The sequence below is a fragment of the Aerococcus christensenii genome, from assembly GCF_001543105.1.
Classification (GTDB): Bacteria; Bacillota; Bacilli; order Lactobacillales; family Aerococcaceae; genus Aerococcus; species Aerococcus christensenii.
Genome location: NZ_CP014159.1, coordinates 874,143 through 893,595, shown reverse-complemented (window position 1 = coordinate 893,595; position 19,453 = coordinate 874,143). Strand labels below are relative to the sequence as shown.

General features: G+C 40.0%; 10 protein-coding genes, 7 tRNA genes, 1 other RNA gene and 1 pseudogene. 1 reads left to right on the top strand and 18 read right to left on the bottom strand.

Annotated elements, in window-relative coordinates:
• Positions 1–54 precede the first annotated feature (54 nt).
• The 15 genes from AWM71_RS04185 to AWM71_RS04115 all read right to left on the bottom strand — a co-directional run bounded on the left by AWM71_RS04185 (position 55) and on the right by AWM71_RS04115 (position 8,180).
• On the bottom strand, positions 55–357 hold the full coding sequence (locus AWM71_RS04185) for a YbaB/EbfC family nucleoid-associated protein (protein WP_060936298.1): 303 nt from the start codon (positions 355–357) through the stop codon (positions 55–57).
• Positions 358–384: 27 nt separating this feature from the next.
• Complete coding sequence (gene dnaX, locus AWM71_RS04180; protein WP_082632677.1) at positions 385–2,139, bottom strand: DNA polymerase III subunit gamma/tau; 1,755 nt, start codon at positions 2,137–2,139, stop codon at positions 385–387.
• A 147-nt stretch (positions 2,140–2,286) separates the two neighbouring features.
• Positions 2,287–2,375: signal recognition particle sRNA small type (gene ffs, locus AWM71_RS04175), an RNA gene on the bottom strand.
• Between the two features lie 105 nt (positions 2,376–2,480).
• Complete coding sequence (gene tadA / locus AWM71_RS04170) at positions 2,481–2,966, bottom strand: tRNA adenosine(34) deaminase TadA (RefSeq protein WP_082632678.1); 486 nt, start codon at positions 2,964–2,966, stop codon at positions 2,481–2,483.
• A gap of 77 nt (positions 2,967–3,043) precedes the next feature.
• On the bottom strand, positions 3,044–3,247 hold the full coding sequence (locus AWM71_RS04165; protein WP_060776784.1) for a hypothetical protein: 204 nt from the start codon (positions 3,245–3,247) through the stop codon (positions 3,044–3,046).
• 25 nt (positions 3,248–3,272) lie between these two features.
• Positions 3,273–5,756, bottom strand: a complete 2,484-nt coding sequence (locus tag AWM71_RS04160; RefSeq protein ID WP_060776783.1) for an ATP-dependent Clp protease ATP-binding subunit — start codon at positions 5,754–5,756, stop codon at positions 3,273–3,275.
• A 23-nt stretch (positions 5,757–5,779) separates the two neighbouring features.
• Positions 5,780–6,238, bottom strand: a complete 459-nt coding sequence (locus tag AWM71_RS04155; protein ID WP_101660589.1) for a CtsR family transcriptional regulator — start codon at positions 6,236–6,238, stop codon at positions 5,780–5,782.
• Positions 6,239–6,363: 125 nt separating this feature from the next.
• Entirely contained in the window at positions 6,364–7,455 is a 1,092-nt protein-coding gene (locus tag AWM71_RS04150) for a cation diffusion facilitator family transporter (RefSeq protein WP_060776781.1), read from the bottom strand.
• Between the two features lie 113 nt (positions 7,456–7,568).
• A tRNA-Pro gene (locus AWM71_RS04145) sits at positions 7,569–7,642 on the bottom strand.
• Positions 7,643–7,681: 39 nt separating this feature from the next.
• A tRNA-Pro gene (locus AWM71_RS04140) sits at positions 7,682–7,755 on the bottom strand.
• A gap of 5 nt (positions 7,756–7,760) precedes the next feature.
• Positions 7,761–7,834, bottom strand: a tRNA-Arg gene (locus AWM71_RS04135).
• A 6-nt stretch (positions 7,835–7,840) separates the two neighbouring features.
• A tRNA-Leu gene (locus tag AWM71_RS04130) sits at positions 7,841–7,926 on the bottom strand.
• 27 nt (positions 7,927–7,953) lie between these two features.
• Positions 7,954–8,025: transfer RNA gene (locus AWM71_RS04125), tRNA-Gly, on the bottom strand.
• Between the two features lie 5 nt (positions 8,026–8,030).
• Positions 8,031–8,103 (bottom strand) — tRNA-Lys (locus tag AWM71_RS04120).
• A gap of 4 nt (positions 8,104–8,107) precedes the next feature.
• A tRNA-Val gene (locus AWM71_RS04115) sits at positions 8,108–8,180 on the bottom strand.
• Positions 8,181–8,453: 273 nt separating this feature from the next.
• Between AWM71_RS04115 and AWM71_RS08670 the strand changes: the two genes are divergently transcribed.
• Complete coding sequence (locus AWM71_RS08670; RefSeq protein ID WP_060776780.1) at positions 8,454–9,176, top strand: prepilin peptidase; 723 nt, start codon at positions 8,454–8,456, stop codon at positions 9,174–9,176.
• 104 nt (positions 9,177–9,280) lie between these two features.
• Here the strand turns inward: AWM71_RS08670 and AWM71_RS04105 are convergent.
• From AWM71_RS04105 to rpoB, 3 genes and pseudogenes are all read right to left on the bottom strand, one after another.
• Positions 9,281–11,566 (bottom strand): annotated as a pseudogene (locus AWM71_RS04105) (vitamin B12-dependent ribonucleotide reductase).
• Positions 11,567–11,699: 133 nt separating this feature from the next.
• Positions 11,700–15,392, bottom strand: a complete 3,693-nt coding sequence (gene rpoC, locus AWM71_RS04100) for a DNA-directed RNA polymerase subunit beta' (protein ID WP_082632679.1) — start codon at positions 15,390–15,392, stop codon at positions 11,700–11,702.
• 91 nt (positions 15,393–15,483) lie between these two features.
• A complete protein-coding gene (gene rpoB / locus AWM71_RS04095; RefSeq protein ID WP_060776778.1) occupies positions 15,484–19,080 on the bottom strand; it encodes a DNA-directed RNA polymerase subunit beta in 3,597 nt (1,198 codons plus the stop codon).
• Positions 19,081–19,453: the final 373 nt, after the last annotated feature.

The window sequence follows — 19,453 nt, the reverse complement described above, 5'->3', positions numbered from 1 at the left end:
ATTCCTCCTTCCTAAAAGAAAAGGGCGACTTCAAGTCCCCCTTTATTGGTTGCTTTAGAAGCCAGGGAAGCCTTTGGTTAAGTTCCCCATTTTTTGTTCTTGCGCCCTTTCCACTTGACTCAAACCATCATTCACTGCTGTAATCACTAAATCAACCAACATATCAATATCTTCTGGATCAACCACTTCAGGTTTAATGGTCATCGCTTTGAGGGTTCGATCTCCCCCAACAGTCACTTGGATCATGCCAGAAGGTTCGTGCCCTTCGAAAGTTTGTTTTTCTAATTCTTTTTGACTTTCTTCTAACTTAGCTTGCATTTTTTTTGCTTCTTTTAGCATCTTTTGCATATTCATCATGTTATTCATTTGTATTCCTCTTTCTTTTTAATCATCCATAATCGTCACTTGGTCTTCCCCAAACAAATCAATTAAAGGCTGACTCACTGTATCTTCTACTGATTCTGGAAGTTCTTCTGATTCTTCTTTGGGAGGCGTTTCTGTCTTCACAACCCCAACTAACTCTTCTTGGCGTCCTTCTTTTAAAGCAGACACATAAGTTTGTCGAACTTCTTGCCATTGCTCTTTAGTCACTACTAATAGCCACCCTGGACGTCCTAAAAATTGTTGGATTAATCGACTCACTTCTTGAAGCAAGCTCTTGTCTTCATGAACCCTCTGACAAAAAATAGCATAATCAAAGGTGACCACAAATGCATCCGGGCTTGCTGCAACAGGTTCTGTTTGATGGAGAAGTGCCTGTTGAACAGTAGGGAGAGCGGAGATCACTTCTGGCCAAACACTCAAAATTCGATTACGATTCATTTTCGTTGCTTGAGAAAGGGTCTGATAGATAAGCGCATAATCCGGCTCAAAGGTTTTTCCAGTCGATAATTTATTCGCACCTGTTGCCTTTTCCTGCACAGGATGAGTCTCTTCTCTTCTCTCTTCGCCAGTGGCTTGCAAAGAAGCTTGAAGGCTATGAACCATTTGTTTTAATTGAACGACTTCTTCTTGCAATTGCTCCCATTCTTGTGAGCTGCTTGAAGAAGACAGCTGAAGGCCTTGTCCCAGTTTAATCGTAGCGACTTCAAGATAAATATCCGGTTGAAGGGTATAGCGCAGATCTTGCTTGACGTCATTAAAGACTTGCATCATTTGATACAAATTGTCTCCCGAAATAGCCTGAGCACATTGATGAAAGGCTTCTGGATAGTGTCTCAATAATTCACTTTCTCCTGTATGGGAAAGTTGCTGTGCTAACAAGAGGTCGCGAATAAAAACCAACATTTCTTCAATGAACCGACCGGCTTCTCTTCCTGAAGCCAAAATCTCCCGAAGTAATCCAAGCGACCGATCTACTTCACCATTGGCTAAGGCTTCCACATAGGTAATTTTCATTTCATCACTTAATACCCCTGTCACTTGTCTCGTCAGTTCTACTGTTAACTGTCCTTGAGAAAATGAGAGGACTTGATCTAGCAAACTTAAGGCATCTCTCATTCCCCCATTCGCTTCTTGCGCAATAATGGTTAAAGCTTCTTCTTCGTAAGAAACTTTCTCTTGATCCAAAATATAAGCCATTCGTCCCACTAAAGCCGACTTACTCAATCGTTTAAAGTCAAAACGTTGCGTTCTAGAAATAACGGTAGCAGGGATTTTATGCGCTTCTGTGGTCGCTAGAATAAAAATCACATTTTGAGGAGGCTCTTCTAATGTTTTGAGTAAAGCATTAAAAGCTCCGGTAGATAACATATGAACTTCATCAATAATATAAACTTTATAAAGAGCTTCTGTCGGAGTATACCTGACTTTGTCACGAATATCTCGAATTTCTTCTACCCCATTATTGGAGGCCGCATCGATTTCAATCACATCACTTAGACTGCCTTCTGTAATAGCCTTACAAATAACGCATTGGTTACAGGGCTCCCCTGCAGTCGAATGCGGACAATTAATAGCTTTCGAAAAAATTTTAGCAGCGCTTGTCTTCCCAGTCCCCCTAGGCCCACAAAATAAATAAGCGTGACTAGGCCTTCCTTGGGCAATCGCATGACTTAAAGTTTTAGAGACCGCTTCTTGACCCACAATTTCTTCAAAACGCTGAGGGCGCCACTTTCGATATAAAGCTTGGTAAGTCAAAGGTCTTCCCCCTCTCCTTTTATTCATCCTTATTATTATACCAAATTTTATCAGATATCCTAGCTCCAGCTTCGTCTTCTTTCAGTAAACTTGCTGAAATCAAAAGGCAATAAAAAAAGCCGAGTTTCAAGTCCCGACTCAACTTCCTATTAACATACAACACAAGGCAGCTAATGCTTATAGCTGCTTCCTTCCGGATCTGACTCGGTTCACACAGCTACCCTTGTCATATGGTCTTTCGACATCAATAATTATAGCAGACTTTGCTTAAAAAGCAAGATCAAAGCTATTCTTCCAGAAAAGGTCTTTCTCTTAACGCCTTTCTCTCTTGTCTCATCGAGCTATCGAAGATGTTTTCTGGAATTTATTTTTCTTTTTTTACGCAAGTCTTTAAAAAAATCTTTGAGAAGTTTTTGATTTTCTTCTTTTAAAACACCACTTACCACTTCGCACGCGTGATTTAAACGATCATCTTGCAGCAAATTCATCAAGCTTCCTGCGGCGCCTGCTTTGGGATCACTCGCTCCATAATAAACACAGCGTATTCGACTTAAGACAATAGCTCCTGCACACATACTGCAAGGTTCTAAGGTCACATAAAGGTCCACATCCCTTAACCGCCAATTATTCAAAAATTGATTGGCTCCACGAATAGCTTGCATTTCTGCATGACTCGTGGCATCATTCGTCCGCTCTCTTAAATTATAACCCCTCCCAATCACTTGATCTTGATACACCGCAATGGCTCCTATCGGGACTTCCTCTTGATCAGCAGCTTTCTTCGCCTCTTCTATCGCCAAGCGCATAAAATACTCTTCTTTTTTCAACCTTCCCCCTCCTCTCCAACATTAATCCTCGCAGAATAAAAGGGTAAACATCCGTTACCCTTTTATTCTCCCTATTCTTACTCAAAGAAATTTGGCAAATCTAATCGTTCAACTTTCTCAGTCAATCGTTTCTTTTCTTTTTGCATACGATCTGATAAATCTTCTAAAGCTTGACTCAATCTCTCTTGGTTATCTTCTTCATGGAGCGTCATCGCTACGATGGCTACCATCGCTGCTGCACTTCCTAAAGCCAGTAGCCCAATTTTAGTTGCTGTTTTCATTTTATCCTCTCCTTCAACCTACTTTTTATTGATCTATTTTAATGACAGACTTAGTCCCATCTGGATGACTCACCCGAAGGTAAAACTCTCCCTTTTGACTTCCAATTTGGACATGATCTCCTCTGCTAATCACTTGGTCTATAATTCCCTCACTTATCGGATCTTCAATCTTCCGTTGAATCAACCGACGAAGCGGACGTGCCCCTAGATCTGGTTGATAGCCCTCTTTAGCTAATTTTTCTATTACCTTTGGCGTTAAACGAAGACGAATGCCTTGGTGCTCACATTGAGCAACCAGAGCTTGCGTAAATTTATGCACAATTTCTTTTAAGTGGTTCTCAGTTAAAGCGTGGAAAACTAAAATTTCATCCACACGATTCAAAAATTCTGGGCGAAAGCGTTTCTTCAAAGAATTCATCACCTGAGATTTCATGGCTTTGTAGTCCGAGTGCACTTGCTCTTGCGTAAAACCGACTGTCTTTTGATCTTGAAGTTCTCTCACACCCACATTAGAAGTCATGATAATAATCGTATTTTTAAAGTCGACCTTTCTTCCCTTACTATCTGTAATATAGCCATCATCCAAGACTTGTAAAAGAAGATCAAACACATCCGGATGTGCCTTTTCTATTTCATCAAACAAAACAACTGCATAAGGATGCTGACGAATTTTTTCCGTCAGTTGTCCCCCTTCTTCAAATCCTACATAGCCAGGCGCAGAGCCGATCATACGACTTGAAGAATATTTTTCCATGTATTCAGACATATCTAAGCGAATCAAGGCCCGTTCAGATCCAAATAAATTCTCAGCAAGGGCTTTAGCTAATTCTGTTTTCCCTACTCCTGTAGGGCCTAAGAACATGAAGGATCCAATCGGACGGTTGCCTTGTGTGAGTCCACTTCTCACACGCTTAACTGCTCGACTGACCGCATTCACTGCATCTTCCTGTCCCTTCACCCGACGATGTAAATTTTCCTCAAGGTGTTTTAATTTTTCATTTTCTTTTTGACTCAGTTGCTCTAGCGGAATACCAGTCCACGTTGATAATAAAGCTTCTATTTCTTTTCGACCGATACTGATAGCAAATGGTTCTGAGGATTCATCCGTTCCTTCTTTAGCCTTCGCAAACTTTTGCTCTAATTCCAGTTGCTGATGATAAAGTTTGGATGCTTTTTGAAATTTTTGCTCAATTACCGCTGCTTCTTTGGCTTGCTTTAAGCGTTCAATATCTTTTTGTAACTGATAAAGGTCATTTCCTTTTTTCTTTCCTTTAGTATTGAGGCGTTTCGTTGCAGCCGCTTCATCCATCACATCAATAGCCTTATCAGGTAAGAAGCGGTCTTGAAGATAGCGACTAGATAAGCGAACCGAGGCTTCAACCGCTTCATCTGTAATATTTACACGGTGAAATTTTTCGTAGGCTGGTCGAATCCCCTTCAAAATCGAAATACTTTCATCTTGGCTAGGTTCCTCTACTAAAATTTTCCCAAAGCGTCGCTCTAAAGCCGTATCTTTTTCGATATATTTTTGATATTCATTCAGTGTAGTCGCTCCAATCAATTGCACTTGTCCCCGGCTTAAAGCAGGTTTTAAAAGGTTCGAAGCATCAATTGACCCCTCTGCACCTCCCGCACCAATAATGGTATGCAGTTCATCAATGAATAAAATAATATCCTTATTTTCTTCCAATTCATAGATCATATTTTTCATACGGTCTTCGAATTCCCCACGGTATTTTGTTCCTGCCACCAAAGCGCCCATATCTAGCCATAAAATTCGCTTGGTTGACAGCTTATCCGGAGCCGTACCTTGACTAATAGATTGGGCTACTCCTTCCACAATAGCTGTCTTTCCTACGCCAGGTTCTCCTACTAAAACAGGGTTATTTTGAGTACGCCGGCTTAAACACTGCATCACCCGTCGGATTTCATTCTGCCGTCCGATTACGGGATCTATCTTTCCTTCAGAGCAAGCTTTGGTCATATCTTTCGTTAGGCTTTCTAAAATAGATGGCTTTTGAGCCGCTTTAGTCGCAGATTGTCCGTCTCTCACGTGAACAGGTTCCTTACGTCTAAGCATCCTATAGATTTCTTTACGCAAAGTTTCCCGTTCAACATTCATATTCTTTAGAATGCGATTAGCCAGTAAATCCTCATCTAACAAGGCAAGTAGTAAATGTTCTGTTCCAATTAATGAACTTTTTAATTCTTCAGAGAAAGTCATCGCCTGATAAAGCACCTTATTTAAGCGGGGCGTATACCGTATTTTACCACCAGCATCTCTAATGGAATCACTTGTCCCTCTTCCAGCTACACATTCTACTTCCTCACGAACTTCTTCATAACTCGATAAATAATTTTTGAGAACCGCATGGGCAACGCCTTCTGATTCTTGGTAAAGGCCAAGCAAGAGATGCTCTGTCCCTACAGCATTTTGTTTAAAATATTGAGCCTCATTAGCCGCTAGTTCTAAAGCTTGTTTTGCCTTTTCTGTATAATTTTCACTCATCCCCAAGTCCTCCAAAAATTATTTTACGTATATTTTAACCGATCAAGCATATTTTTCAAAATAATTGCCCGCACACGATCCGGTTCTTGAAAATTATCCATCACCACTTTGTCAATGGCGGAATGCATAATATGTGCTTCACTCTCCAATAAGATCTCATTCTTCACTAAATTATTTAAAATAGCTGTCGCATCTCTCAAAGAAACTCGATCATCCACTAAGCGAATCATTCGATCAATATAATCTGCTTCGTCTACCATATTTAGCTTCATAATACGAATATATCCGCCGCCTCCACGCTTACTTTCTACGTGGTACCCTTGTTTAGGTGTAAAGCGCGTATTAATGACATAGTTAATTTGAGAAGGAACACACTCAAATTGGTCCGCAATCTCACTTCGCCGAATTTCAATATGTTCCGTATCTTTTAAAACATTTTTTAAATATTCCTCAATGATATCAGACATGTTTCGATTCATTATGACACCCCTTTACTTATTAATCAACTCTACTCCATTTTCAAGTTGACTTTCTTTGACTATTATAACTTTATAATACGAAAAAAACGGCGTGAGGTCAATCATTTTCCCTACTACCGTTTTCTTTTTTAGACTTGAATCATATGATCAGGATCAACCACCACATCAATGGTAATGTGTACAATATGATAAGCCACTACAATATCTCGAATTTCTTGTTTTAATTGGCTCTGAGCTTCTACACTTAACCGACAAGTGGCTACCATCACAGAAGCCATGTGTCTCTGCCCATCGATAGACCAAATATGTAAATGTGAAATGCCATCGACTTCTGGCAAATCCAGTAAGGCATAACGTAATTCTTTAATATCAATATCATCAGGGACTGCCTGAAGGAAGATTTTCGAAATTTTTAATATTTCAGGCAAAGTATGCTTGATAATCCACACCGCGATTCCAATGGAAAGTAAGGGATCTAAAAAATACCAATTACTAAATTTCAAAACAATACTCATTATCAAAATAGCCAGCCATCCTAAAACATCTTCCCAAGAATGAATATTTAATAAATTTTCATTGGAGGATTCCCCACGCATTAATAGGTAGGTACAATAGCCATTTACAAGAATTGCAAAAATAGAAACCCAAAACATTCCTGTGACATTCACAACTTCTGGATGAATCACCTTAGGAAGTGAGGTTACTATAATAATCAAAGAGCCCACTAATAATACAATGGCTGTCACTAAGCCCCCTAACAGAGAAAATCTCCAATAGCCGTAGGAATACATGTCATTCGCTTTTTTAGTGGATAGTTTTTCAAAGAACCAAGCAATCCCTATAGAGAGGACATCTCCAGAATCATGAATAGCATCTGAGAAAATAGCCGCACTATTCAAAGCTAACCCAAATATCGCTTCAAAAACAGTAAAAAATGCATTAACTAGTAGCACTAACCGCATACGTTTTAAGGTCCCTTGATGGGTATCTGCACGAAGTGAAAAAACTTTTTTCAACTTTGTTTCTTTATTAGGAATCATCGTTAACTGCTCAAAACTTAAAATACGTTGCAATAATTCTTCCCTTGCTTCATCTTCGACAGAAACAACATCTTCATTTATCTTAATAGCTAAATGATAGGTGGTATTTAAACGTTCTATTTGCTGCTTTACCCATCGGTACTGCTGCTCATTTTGTAGTCCTATAATTCGATAATCCATATTTTCCCACTCCTTGTACTCTTATCGTACCATATTTATATTTATATTCTAAGTTCAAATCAAAGAATGCCTAAGTCTAAAAAAAGCAAGGCCTACTATGCCTTGCTTTTGAATCGGGAAGACCGGATTCGAACCGACGACCCCTACGTCCCGAACGTAGTGCTCTACCAAGCTGAGCTACTTCCCGCTATAAAACAAAAAGCGCTCACTTACGGCGCTTTCTCAATCGGGAAAACAGGATTCGAACCTGCGACCCCTTGGTCCCAAACCAAGTGCTCTACCAAGCTGAGCTATTTCCCGAACAATGCACCCAGCAGGATTCGAACCTGCAACCGCTTGATTCGTAGTCAAGTACTCTATCCAGTTGAGCCATGGGTGCTTAATATGCCGAGGACCGGAATCGAACCGGTACGGTGTTTAACCACCGCGGGATTTTAAGTCCCGTGCGTCTGCCAGTTCCGCCACCCCGGCATATAAAAATAAGATACCTTTCGGTAAAGCGGAAGACGGGATTCGAACCCGCGACCCCCACCTTGGCAAGGTGATGTTCTACCACTGAACTACTTCCGCAAATATGATCCGTGGGAGGCTCGAACTCCCGACCCTCTGATTAAAAGTCAGATGCTCTACCGACTGAGCTAACGAATCATGATGGAGAATGAGGGGCTCGAACCCCCGACCCTCTGCTTGTAAGGCAGATGCTCTCCCAGCTGAGCTAATTCTCCGTTTCATACTTATCAGACAACTGTTTTATTTTATCACTTATTTAGTCCTTAGTCAAGTAACATTTCCGATAACATTCAACGACTAAGTTATTATATCACTCTGCTTTAGAAAATAGCAAGTTTTTTCTAAAATTTCATTCTTATAAAATACTCATTCCTTTCTCCAAAAGATTCACTACCTCCTTTTACATATCTTCAAAGTAGAAAAATAAGACTTTTTCAACGGATCTATTTAATGACGCCACCCAACTTTGCCAACAGGAGGTTCTTCTTATGCTTTTCACAGCCCTTCGACTTTTTATTTTCTCTAGTATTTTGGCTTCATTTTTTGTCGTTGTCGCCCAACGCACGCTCAATAACACCTCTTTTATCTTAGGGAGGTCTCACTGTGACTATTGTCATACTCCTCTCAAATTCAGGCACCTCATTCCCATACTTTCCTATTATTTCCAAAAAGGGCGGTGTGCTTTTTGTCACCATCCTCTCTCTCCAATTTATCCCCTCGCAGAAATCACCTTTGCCTTGATAACCCCTTTTCTTATTCTTTTGAACTTTCCCAATTTCTTTCTTATTACCCTGATACATATTCTTTTATTTATCATGGCTATCAGTGATCTCACAACCCTTATAGTGCCCGACAGATGGCAAGTTTTACTAGCTATTCTAGCTCTCTTTTCTTTTTTTCAAACTATTTCTTCTGAAAAAATCTATAGTCACCTGTTGTTAGCGGGAGGCTTAACGCTTCTTTTTTTCTTTCTCTCTAAAGGAAATCATTCAAAAATCGGAGGAGCAGATATAAAATGTCTCTTGATCTTAAGCTTTATTCTGTCCCCGATGCAATTTTCGCTGCTTTTGTTAGTAAGTAGCGGACTGATGGTCGCTGTTTTCTTCGGAATGTGGGGATTAGGTTACAAACTTTCTACCCTCAAGTTACCTTTTTTACCCGCTATCTGGCTAGGGTTTGATGTTGTTCTTTGCATGCCCTTTGTATTTTAACCTCTCCTTAAAGTTCTTTACAAAAAAGGATTGCCCTTGTAAGGACAATCCCTTGACGCCGATCAGCAGACGCAATCATTCCATTTTGATCGACTTGTTATTTCTTAAAGACCGCATTGCAACTGTGCCAAACAATTAGAACATGTATGGCAACCACCAATTTCTTCCACTATTCCTTTTCGACAAAGAGGACAGGTATCTCCTAAATTACTTCTTCTGTGTTCTCTTCTAAAATTTCTTCTTGATCAGATTCTTCAGTTCCTAATGTCAACACTTGCGTATCACGAGAGCCATCAACATAGGCGGTCCCGCCTTTAGCGCCACCTTGATACAACTTTTCGTATACTTCTGCCACTTGATTGACAGTATAACCCTTAGGCGCGTTCACTGTCTTAGAAATAGAGGAATCGATCCACCGTTGAATCGTTGTTTGAACTGTTACATGTTCATTTGGCGTTAATTCCATAGCAGAAACAAAGAAATCAGGAAGATGATCGCTATCACACTCCAGATGCTCTTGTAAATATTCTTGAACGATATCTGCATTGACTTCGATAAATTTACCTAAACGTCCTGTTCGATAGTACTTAAAGGCAAAATAAGGTTCTAAGCCAGTAGACACATTCATCATAGTCCCTGTTGATCCTGTTGGTTCGACAGTTAAAAGATGAGAATTGCGAATGCCATACTTCAAAATGTCTTGACGAATGTTTTCCAGCATTTTTTTCATGAATCCAGATTGAATAAAAGCTTCTCTTAACGCTTGGGTTTCTTTCTCTGTTTTTCCTACTAAGAAAGGAAATGATCCTCTTTCCTTCGCTAATTCAATGGGAACTTCATAAGCAGTAATAACAATCGTTTGGAATACCTGATCAATTAATTGATTGCCTTCAGGCGAACCATACCTTTTTTCGCAATAAATCAATAAGTCCGCTAGTCCCATCACGCCTAATCCAATTCGACGTTCTCCTATTGCTTGCTTTTTATTTGCTTCTAAGAAGTAAGGCGTAGAATCAATGACATTATCTTACATACGAATAGCGGTCCGGACAGTCTGTTTCAATCTCTCAAAATTCACGGTATGTTCTTTCTTATTCGCCATTTGAGCAAGATTAATAGCCCCGAGATTACATACGGAATAAGGGGCAAAAGGTTGTTCCCCACATGGGTTAGTAGCAACTACTTTTTTGTCCATAAGCAACCGCATTAGTAGCATCATTAGCACGATCAATAAAGAAAATACCGGGCTCTGCTGCATAAGTTGCACAAATATTAATCAATTGCCACAACTCACGGGCAGGAATGGTCCGATAAGTCGTTACTGCATGACCCATCTTTTTCCATTCTCTAACATCTCCAATTTTAGCCCATTCTTCATCATAGGCTTTCATTTCTTCAGCGTCATATTCTTCAACAGCTGGAAATCGTAAATTCCAAGAGCGATTATTTTTAACGGCTTTCATAAAATCATTGGAGATAGCCACTGAGATATTAGCCCCTGTTAAGAAATCAGGGCTATTCACTTCATAATGTCCTCCCAAATTCAAAAATTCTTTGGCCTCTTGGTAAGCTTGGTCGGATACCTTATTCGGAGATAACTCTCTCAACTCAACAGTTGCTTGGTACATCTCTATTTGACTTGGCGTAGAAAAAACAAATTTAAGTTTTTCTTCTACTAATTGTTTAATGTAGTCATTTGTGGATTTCTCTTTGATAAATTGTAAAATGCGAGGATTTTGCATCTTTGAAATAATGAACTCTAAAATATCAGGATGCCAATCTGCCAACATAATCATTTGAGCAACATAATCATTTGAGCGCCACGTCGACTACCGCTTTGTTCAACTAAATGCGTTAATTGAGCAATGTCATCTAGCCAAGAAACAGCTCCAGAAGATTTGCCGTTGACTCCCCGAACTAAAGCATGTCGTGGACGTAAGGTAGAGCCATTAGTCCCAACTCCTCCACCTCTTGACATAATTTCCGTCACTTCTTTACGATGGTCTGCAATCCCTCCACGTGAATCTGGCACAAAAGGCATCACATAGCAATTGAAATAAGTCACTTCTGTACCAGAACCTGCACCATACAAAGCATGGCCTGCTGGAACAAAGTGTTGGCTCGATTCTTCATAATAAAATGCTTCTTCTATTGCTTGAACAACACCGACACCGCGTCTGGGATACTGTGGATCAGATCGAACAGTTGACTAAATCCCCAATTTCCAAAGTTTCTTTCATCGTATCTTTAAAAGAATACCGGTCTAACATAACCATCCGGCTAATTCTATCAAAAGTCTTAGTCATCTCATCAGTGATTGGACTGACTTGAGGGAATAATTGAATAGCACGATTAAGCGCTTCTTTTTTCCATTCCACAATTTTTTGCATAATGACTCTCCTTTAATCAACATAACTTCTAAAAAGTTGCATTGCTATTATAAATAAAAAGCTCTAGATAAATCAATGTCTAGAGCTTTTCTTCTCTTCAAGCACAACATATTGTGCTTTTTAATTTAACTTGTTAAGGCATACCATGATAGTCTGATTGGATTGGTGCAGAAACAGTTTGAAGATGATGTCCTGATCCTAAATCACTTTCAAAATCTAAATCCATATCCATTGGAATTTCTGTGACTTTCGATGGTGTTAACTTATCTGGTTCCATCTTCCGATAACGTGGAACTCCTGTACCGGCAGGAATAATCTTACCGATAATAACATTTTCCTTCAAACCAAGTAATTGGTCTTTCTTACCGCTAATCGCTGCATCTGTCAATACCTTGGTGGTTTCTTGGAAGGAAGCTGCTGATAAGAAGCTCTTCGTTTCAAGAGCAGCTTTTGTAATCCCTAAGAGTACGGGTTGACAAGTTGCTGGTTGTTGACCTGTCCTAATGATTTCAGCATTAGCATCTTCAAAATCACCAATATCCATCAAGTTTCCTGGCAAGAGGTCACTTGCCCCAGGGTCTAGGACACGAACTTTACGCATCATTTGACGGAGTAACACTTCCACGTGCTTATCATTAATGTCTACCCCTTGTTGGCGGTAAACCCGTTGAATTTCAGCCAACATATAGGTTAACACAGTCAACGAATTGGTTATACGTAAAAGTTCTTTTGGATCGATAGACCCTTCTGTCAATTGTTGTCCTCTATATACAAAGTCGCCTTCTGCCACTTTCATACGAGAAGTAAATGGCACCTTGTATTCTCTTTCGTCCGTTTGTCCTTTCACAGTTACCGTCTTGGTTCGTGTTTCTTCTTCAGAATGAACGGAAACAACTTCACCTGTAACTTCTGTAATAACCGCTTGTCCTTTAGGATGACGAGCTTCAACAATTTCTTGAACACGAGGAAGCCCTTGGGTGATATCATCCCCGGCAACCCCACCGGTATGGAAAGTACGCATTGTCAATTGAGTACCAGGTTCGCCAATCGATTGAGCAGCCACAATACCAACTGCTTCCCCTACTTCTACTTCTCCATTAGTTGCTAGATCTGACCCGTAGCAACATTTACATACGCCATGACGTGTCCGACAAGTAAATGCCGAGCGAATCGTTACAGAAGTTACCCCTGCTTCTTGAATTTGTTGGGCCTTTTCTGGGGTTATTAATTGATTATGATGGGCTAAGACTTCTCCCGTCTTCGGATTATAAACGGTCTTTTGAATGTAACGACCGGTTAAACGTTCTGCGAGGTCTTCAATCATTTCTTTGCCTTCTTTAATGGCAGAAATTTCCAACCCTCTATCTGTTCCGCAATCTGTTTCACGGATAATAACATCTTGAGCGACATCTACTAACCGACGAGTAAGGTAACCTGAGTCGGCAGTCTTCAAAGCCGTATCGGTCATCCCTTTACGTGCCCCGTGAGTCGAGATAAACATTTCTTGAACGGATAACCCTTCACGGAAGTTCGAAGTAACAGGGAGTTCGATAATCTTCCCACTCGGACCAGCCATCAAGCCACGCATCCCAGCTAATTGCGTAAAGTTAGAAATATTACCACGAGCTCCAGAGTCCATCATGATAAAGAATGGGTTGTCGGCAGACAAACTGTGAGTTAATTCGCCTTCAATTTTATCTTTAACAGCATTCCATGTCTTAATAACTTCATCATACCGTTCATCATCTGTGATTAACCCACGACGATATTGTTTGGTAATATTTTCAACTTGTTTATGACCTTTTTCTACCCAACTATCTTTAGTATCTAAGACCGTAATATCTGAGATCCCTACTGTGATCCCTGACTTGGTTGAGAAATAATAACCTAAGCTCTTCAAACGGTCAAGAAATTGAGACGTTTCTGTAACTTTCAACTTCTCAAAAATTGCCGCAATGATATCTTCTAAGTAACCTTTCTTGAACGGTTTTGTAAGTTCAAGTTGATCCATAAAGGCCCGATAATCTTTTCCAGGATCAACAAAGAAACGATCATCTGTTTGTTTGTGTAAGTTTTCCTTCGTTGGTTCATTAATGAACGGGAAGTTATCCGGCATAATTTCATTAAAGAATAACTTTCCAATAGAGGTTACTAACAATTGATCCTTTTGTTTTTCTGTCCACTTGAATTTTGTAAAGTGATGAGGACTAATCACAATTCTCGTATGTAATTGAACCGCACCATTTTCATAAGCAATGTGGGCTTCACTAGGAGAAGAAATGACCATACCTTCTCCATTTGCTCCATTTTCTTCTTGGGTTAAATAATAGTTCCCTAACACCATATCTTGAGATGGGGTAACAACTGGTTGGCCGTCTTTAGGATTCAAAATATGGGAAGCGGCTAACATTAAAATTCGAGCTTCTGCTTGAGCTTCTTCACCTAATGGTAAGTGAATCGCCATTTGGTCTCCATCGAAGTCCGCATTATAAGCTTCACACGCTAATGGATGTAAACGCATAGCTTTTCCTTCTACCAAAACAGGTTCGAAAGCTTGGATCCCTAACCGGTGTAAGGTAGGAGCGCGGTTCAAGAGAACAGGATGCTCACGCATGATATCTGCTAAAGGTTCCCAAACTTGATCATCATTGCGATCAATTAAACGTTTAGCATGTTTAGCATTCGTTGCAATTTCCCGTGATACCAATTCCCGTGTTAAAAATGGTTTAAATAATTCCAATGCCATTTCTTTAGGCAAACCACATTGATAGAAATTCAAATGTGGTCCAATGGCAATAACGGAACGCCCAGAGTAGTCAACACGTTTTCCTAATAAGTTTTGACGGAAACGTCCTTGTTTCCCTTTCAACATATGAGAAAGAGATTTAAGAGGACGATTTCCTGGACCTGCTACTGGACGGCCACGACGTCCATTGTCAATTAAAGCATCCACTGCTTCTTGAAGCATCCGTTTTTCATTTTGAACAATAATCACAGGCGCATTTAAATCTAATAACCGCTTTAATCTGTTATTTCGATTAATCACACGACGATATAAATCGTTCAAATCACTCGTTGCGAACCGACCACCATCCAATTGAACCATTGGGCGTAACTCAGGTGGGATAACAGGGATAACATCTAGAACCATCCATTCTGGGCGGTTACCAGACTTACGGAAAGCATCCATAATGTCTAACCGACGAATAGCACGCGTCCGTTTTTGTCCTTTAGCGGTCCGTAATTCTTCTTTAAGTTCTGCGCATTCTGTTTCCAAATCCACTTTCATGAGCAGTTCTTTGATCGCTTCTGCCCCAATAGAAGCTTGGAAACGATTCCCATATTCTTTCTTGTAATCACGATATTCACGTTCTGTTAGAAGTTGCTTTTCTTCTAAGGCTGTATCACCAGCATCGGTAACAACATAAGAAGCAAAATAAATAACTTCTTCCAAAGAACGTGGACTCATATCCAAAATCAAGCCCACTCGACTTGGAATTCCTTTGAAATACCAAATGTGGGTAACGGGTGACGCCAGTTCAATATGCCCCATACGTTCCCGACGTACGATGGCTTTGGTTACTTCTACACCACACCGATCACACACAACACCCGCATAACGAACGCGTTTATATTTCCCACAGGTACATTCATAATCTTTTGTTGGGCCGAAAATACGTTCACAGAACAAACCATCTTTTTCAGGTTTAAGCGTCCGGTAATTAATCGTCTCTGGTTTTTTGACTTCCCCATACGACCAAGAGCGTACGCGATCAGGTGAAGCTAGACCAATTTTTATACTTTCAAATTTATTTACATCGACCAAGGGGTCAACCTCCCTTATTCTTCACATTCAGGCAAATAAGCATCTGTAAAACCTATTGCACTTTATAGCTCTTTACTAGATTTTCAAATTTTTACTCAACTTCAGTATCAATTGTGTCTTCTGTTACTTCTTCATTATCTGTTGTTGATTCTTGCGTTTCATCTAATTTTTCATCAGATTTTTCAACTTCTTCAGCTACAATGTGTTGCAAAGCTGCGTTTGGTAATCCTTTATCTCGTAAATCAATTGGCTCATCATTTTCATCAAGGACTTGAATATCTAATCCTAAAGATTGTAATTCTTTTACCAATACTCGGAAGGATTCTGGAACACTTGGCTTAGGAATAGGTTGTCCCTTTACAATAGCTTCATAACATTCTACCCGTCCTACAACATCATCAGACTTGTAGGTCAAAATTTCTTGTAAAGTATAGGCAGCTCCATAAGCTTCTAGAGCCCAAACTTCCATTTCACCAAATCTTTGTCCACCAAATTGTGCTTTCCCACCTAGAGGTTGTTGTGTGACTAAAGAATAAGGTCCTATAGAACGTGCATGTAATTTATCATCAACCATGTGAGAAAGTTTTAAGTAATACATGACACCCACAGAAACTCGGTTATCGAAAGGTTCTCCTGTACGTCCATCGTATAAAATCGTCTTGGCATCCGCAGACATTCCAGCTTCTTTAACAGTCTTCCAAATATCTTGATCTTGAGCCCCGTCAAATACTGGTGTCGCTACGTGAATACCTAAGCTTCGAGCAGCCATCCCAAGGTGTAATTCAAGCACTTGCCCGATGTTCATACGTGAAGGCACCCCTAATGGGTTCAAGCAAATATCAACAGGAGTTCCATCTGGTAAGAATGGCATATCTTCTTCTGGCATAACAATGGATACAACCCCTTTGTTACCGTGACGACCAGCCATCTTGTCCCCTACTTGAATCTTACGTTTTTGAATAATGTACACACGAACCATCATTGAAACGCCAGGTTTTAATTCATCTCCAGCTTCTCTATGGAAGACTTTGACGTCATTCACGATTCCGCCGCCGCCGTGAGGCACACGGAGAGAAGTATCCCGAACTTCACGTGCTTTTTCTCCAAAGATAGCATGTAACAAATATTCTTCAGGGCTTAATTCCGTAACCCCTTTAGGCGTTACTTTACCAACTAGAATATCGCCATCATGTACTTCTGCACCGATACGAATAATCCCACGTTCATCCAAATTCTTTAAGGCATCTTCCCCGACATTTGGAATCTCGCGCGTAATTTCTTCAGGTCCTAATTTGGTATCGCGGGCTTCAGATTCTAATTCATCAATATGAATAGAAGTATACACATCATCTTTCACTAAACGTTCAGATAAAACAACCGCATCTTCGTAGTTATAACCATCCCATGTCATAAAGGCGATAATTGGGTTTTGACCAAGTGCTAATTCTCCACCTTCCATAGATGGACCATTAGCAAGGATTTCTCCTTTATCCACATGGTCTCCCTTTTTAGCTAATGGTGTTTGATTATAACAAGTAGACGCATTGGAACGTTGGAACTTCACTAACGGATATTTATCAAGAGCTCCATCTTCCGTACGTACGCGTACTTCACGAGCATCTACATATTCCACGACTCCTGCACGATCGCAAGTAACAGCAGCTCCTGAATCGTGAGCCGCTTTATATTCCATACCAGTTCCCACAAGTGGGGCATGTGGATTAAGCAATGGCACCGCTTGACGTTGCATGTTGGCCCCCATCAAAGCACGGTTGGAGTCATCATTTTCCAAGAATGGAATACATGCTGACGCTACAGAAACAACCTGTTTTGGCGAAACGTCCATATAGTCTACTTCATCTGGACGTACTTCAATATTTTCCTCGATTTTCCGAGCCATGATGGTATCTGTAGCAAAGGAACCATCTTCATTCAAAGGGGTATTCCCTTGAGCGATAACATAGCGGTCTTCTTCATCCGCAGTTAAATAGTCAATGCGATCTGTAACTTTATGGGTCTTCCAATCAACACGCCGATATGGGGTTTCAATAAAGCCAAAAGAATTAATCTTGGCAAAAGTTGCTAAAGAGTTAATCAACCCAATGTTTGGCCCTTCAGGCGTTTCGATTGGACACATACGGCCATAATGAGAGTAGTGAACGTCACGTACTTCATACCCTGCGCGATCCCGGGTCAAACCACCAGGTCCTAAAGCAGATAACCGGCGCTTATGCGTTAACTCAGAAAGTGGATTGGACTGGTCCATGAATTGAGACAGTTGTGAGGACCCAAAGAATTCGCGAACAGCCGCAACTACTGGACGAATATTCACTAATTGTTGAGGAGTTACGGTATCGATATCCTGAATAGACATTCTTTCACGAACCACACGTTCCATCCGAGATAAACCGATTCGCAATTGATTTTGTAATAATTCACCCACAGAACGAATACGACGGTTACCCAAGTGGTCGATATCATCAACAGAACCCATGCCTTCATAAAGATTTAAGAAATAATTCAAAGCAGCAATCATATCTGCAACCATCAAAGATTTGTTATCTGATTTTTGGTTAGCATTTCCGATCACATGAATGATACGCTCTGGATCTTTTGGTGAGTACACTTTAATAATTTGAATATCTACTGGATCTGTGACAACCGCATCACTATTGGGATAGATGGTAACAGTTCCCAATCCATTATCTAATTTTTCACCAATTTCTTCTATCACATCACGCGTTAACTTCGTTCCAGCTTCTACAACGATTTCACCAGTCTCTGCATCCACCAAAGATTCTGCTAACACTTGGTTTAATAAGCGAATTTTCAAATCTAATTTCTTATTAATCTTATAACGTCCAACAGCAGCTAAATCATAACGACGTGGATCAAAGAAACGAGTATTTAAAAGATTTCTTGAAGAATCTGCAGTTTTAGGTTCTCCAGGACGTAAGCGTTCATAAATATCTTTCAAAGCTTCTTCTGTCCGAGAATCTGATAAGTTTTTATGAATATCTTTTTCTAAGGTGAGATTAAGTGTTTCGCTATCGCCAAATAATTCCCGAATTTGATCATCGGATCCAAATCCTAAAGCCCGCATCAACACCGTCATTAAAATTTTACGGGTTCTATCAATTCTTACATAGGAAACATCTTTCGCATCTGTTTCCATTTCTAACCAAGCCCCTCGGTTAGGAATGACCGTTGCTCCATAGGAAGTCTTCCCATTCTTATCTACTTTATCATTGTAGTAAACCCCAGGTGAACGAACCAATTGAGAAACAATAACCCGTTCAGATCCATTAATAATGAAGGTTCCGCTTGCCGTCATCAATGGGAAGTCTCCGAAGAATACTTCCTGATCTTTAATTTCACCCGTTTCATTATTAATCAATCGCAACTTCACATACATAGGAGCTGCAAAGTTGGTATCCTGCTGACGTGATTCACTCACATCATATTTAGGGTCTTGGAAAACATAATCCACAAATTCCAATGCGAGTTTCCCACTATGATCCTCAATCGGTGAAATATCTTTAAACATTTCCCCGATACCTTTTTCGAGTAACCACTGATAAGATTTTGTTTGAATCTCAATCAAATTAGGTAACTCAAGCACTTCATTAATGCGTGAATAGCTACGACGCACGCGATGTTTTCCATATTGAACATTATGTCCTGTCATGAATGAGTAGCCACCTCTCCTATAAATTCCATCAAGAAATGATTCCCACCGATATTAAACGCTAAAATATTAAGAAATTATTAAGATAATCTTTTAATACCCTTTTGAAGACAAAAAAAAGACAAAAGATTCAGGCCGCGCTAAATTCTTTTGTTTTAATACTCTGACCTCACGGACAATATTTCGCAAGATCTCCATTTAATAATCAGTTCATTTTCCATGATATCTTTCTTTTTATTTTTTGTCAACTCTTTTTTAGTTTATTTACAATTTCCTCTCCAAAGAAAAACCATCTATATTAACATTCAAAAATAGATGGTTTCATAATCGTTCAAAGGAACGTATTCAACTAACCTTTCTTGCCGATTAAAAA

Excerpts from the sequence above, each read along its gene's own strand:
- AWM71_RS04150 (WP_060776781.1), bottom strand. The coding sequence starts at position 7,455 with ATGGATTATCGAATTATAGGACTACAAAATGAGCAGCAGTACCGATGG.
- AWM71_RS04165 (WP_060776784.1), bottom strand. The coding sequence starts at position 3,247 with ATGAAAACAGCAACTAAAATTGGGCTACTGGCTTTAGGAAGTGCAGCA.
- AWM71_RS08670 (WP_060776780.1), top strand. The coding sequence starts at position 8,454 with ATGCTTTTCACAGCCCTTCGACTTTTTATTTTCTCTAGTATTTTGGCT.
- AWM71_RS04160 (WP_060776783.1), bottom strand. The coding sequence starts at position 5,756 with ATGAGTGAAAATTATACAGAAAAGGCAAAACAAGCTTTAGAACTAGCG.
- AWM71_RS04185 (WP_060936298.1), bottom strand. The coding sequence starts at position 357 with ATGATGAATATGCAAAAGATGCTAAAAGAAGCAAAAAAAATGCAAGCT.
- rpoB (WP_060776778.1), bottom strand. The coding sequence starts at position 19,080 with ATGACAGGACATAATGTTCAATATGGAAAACATCGCGTGCGTCGTAGC.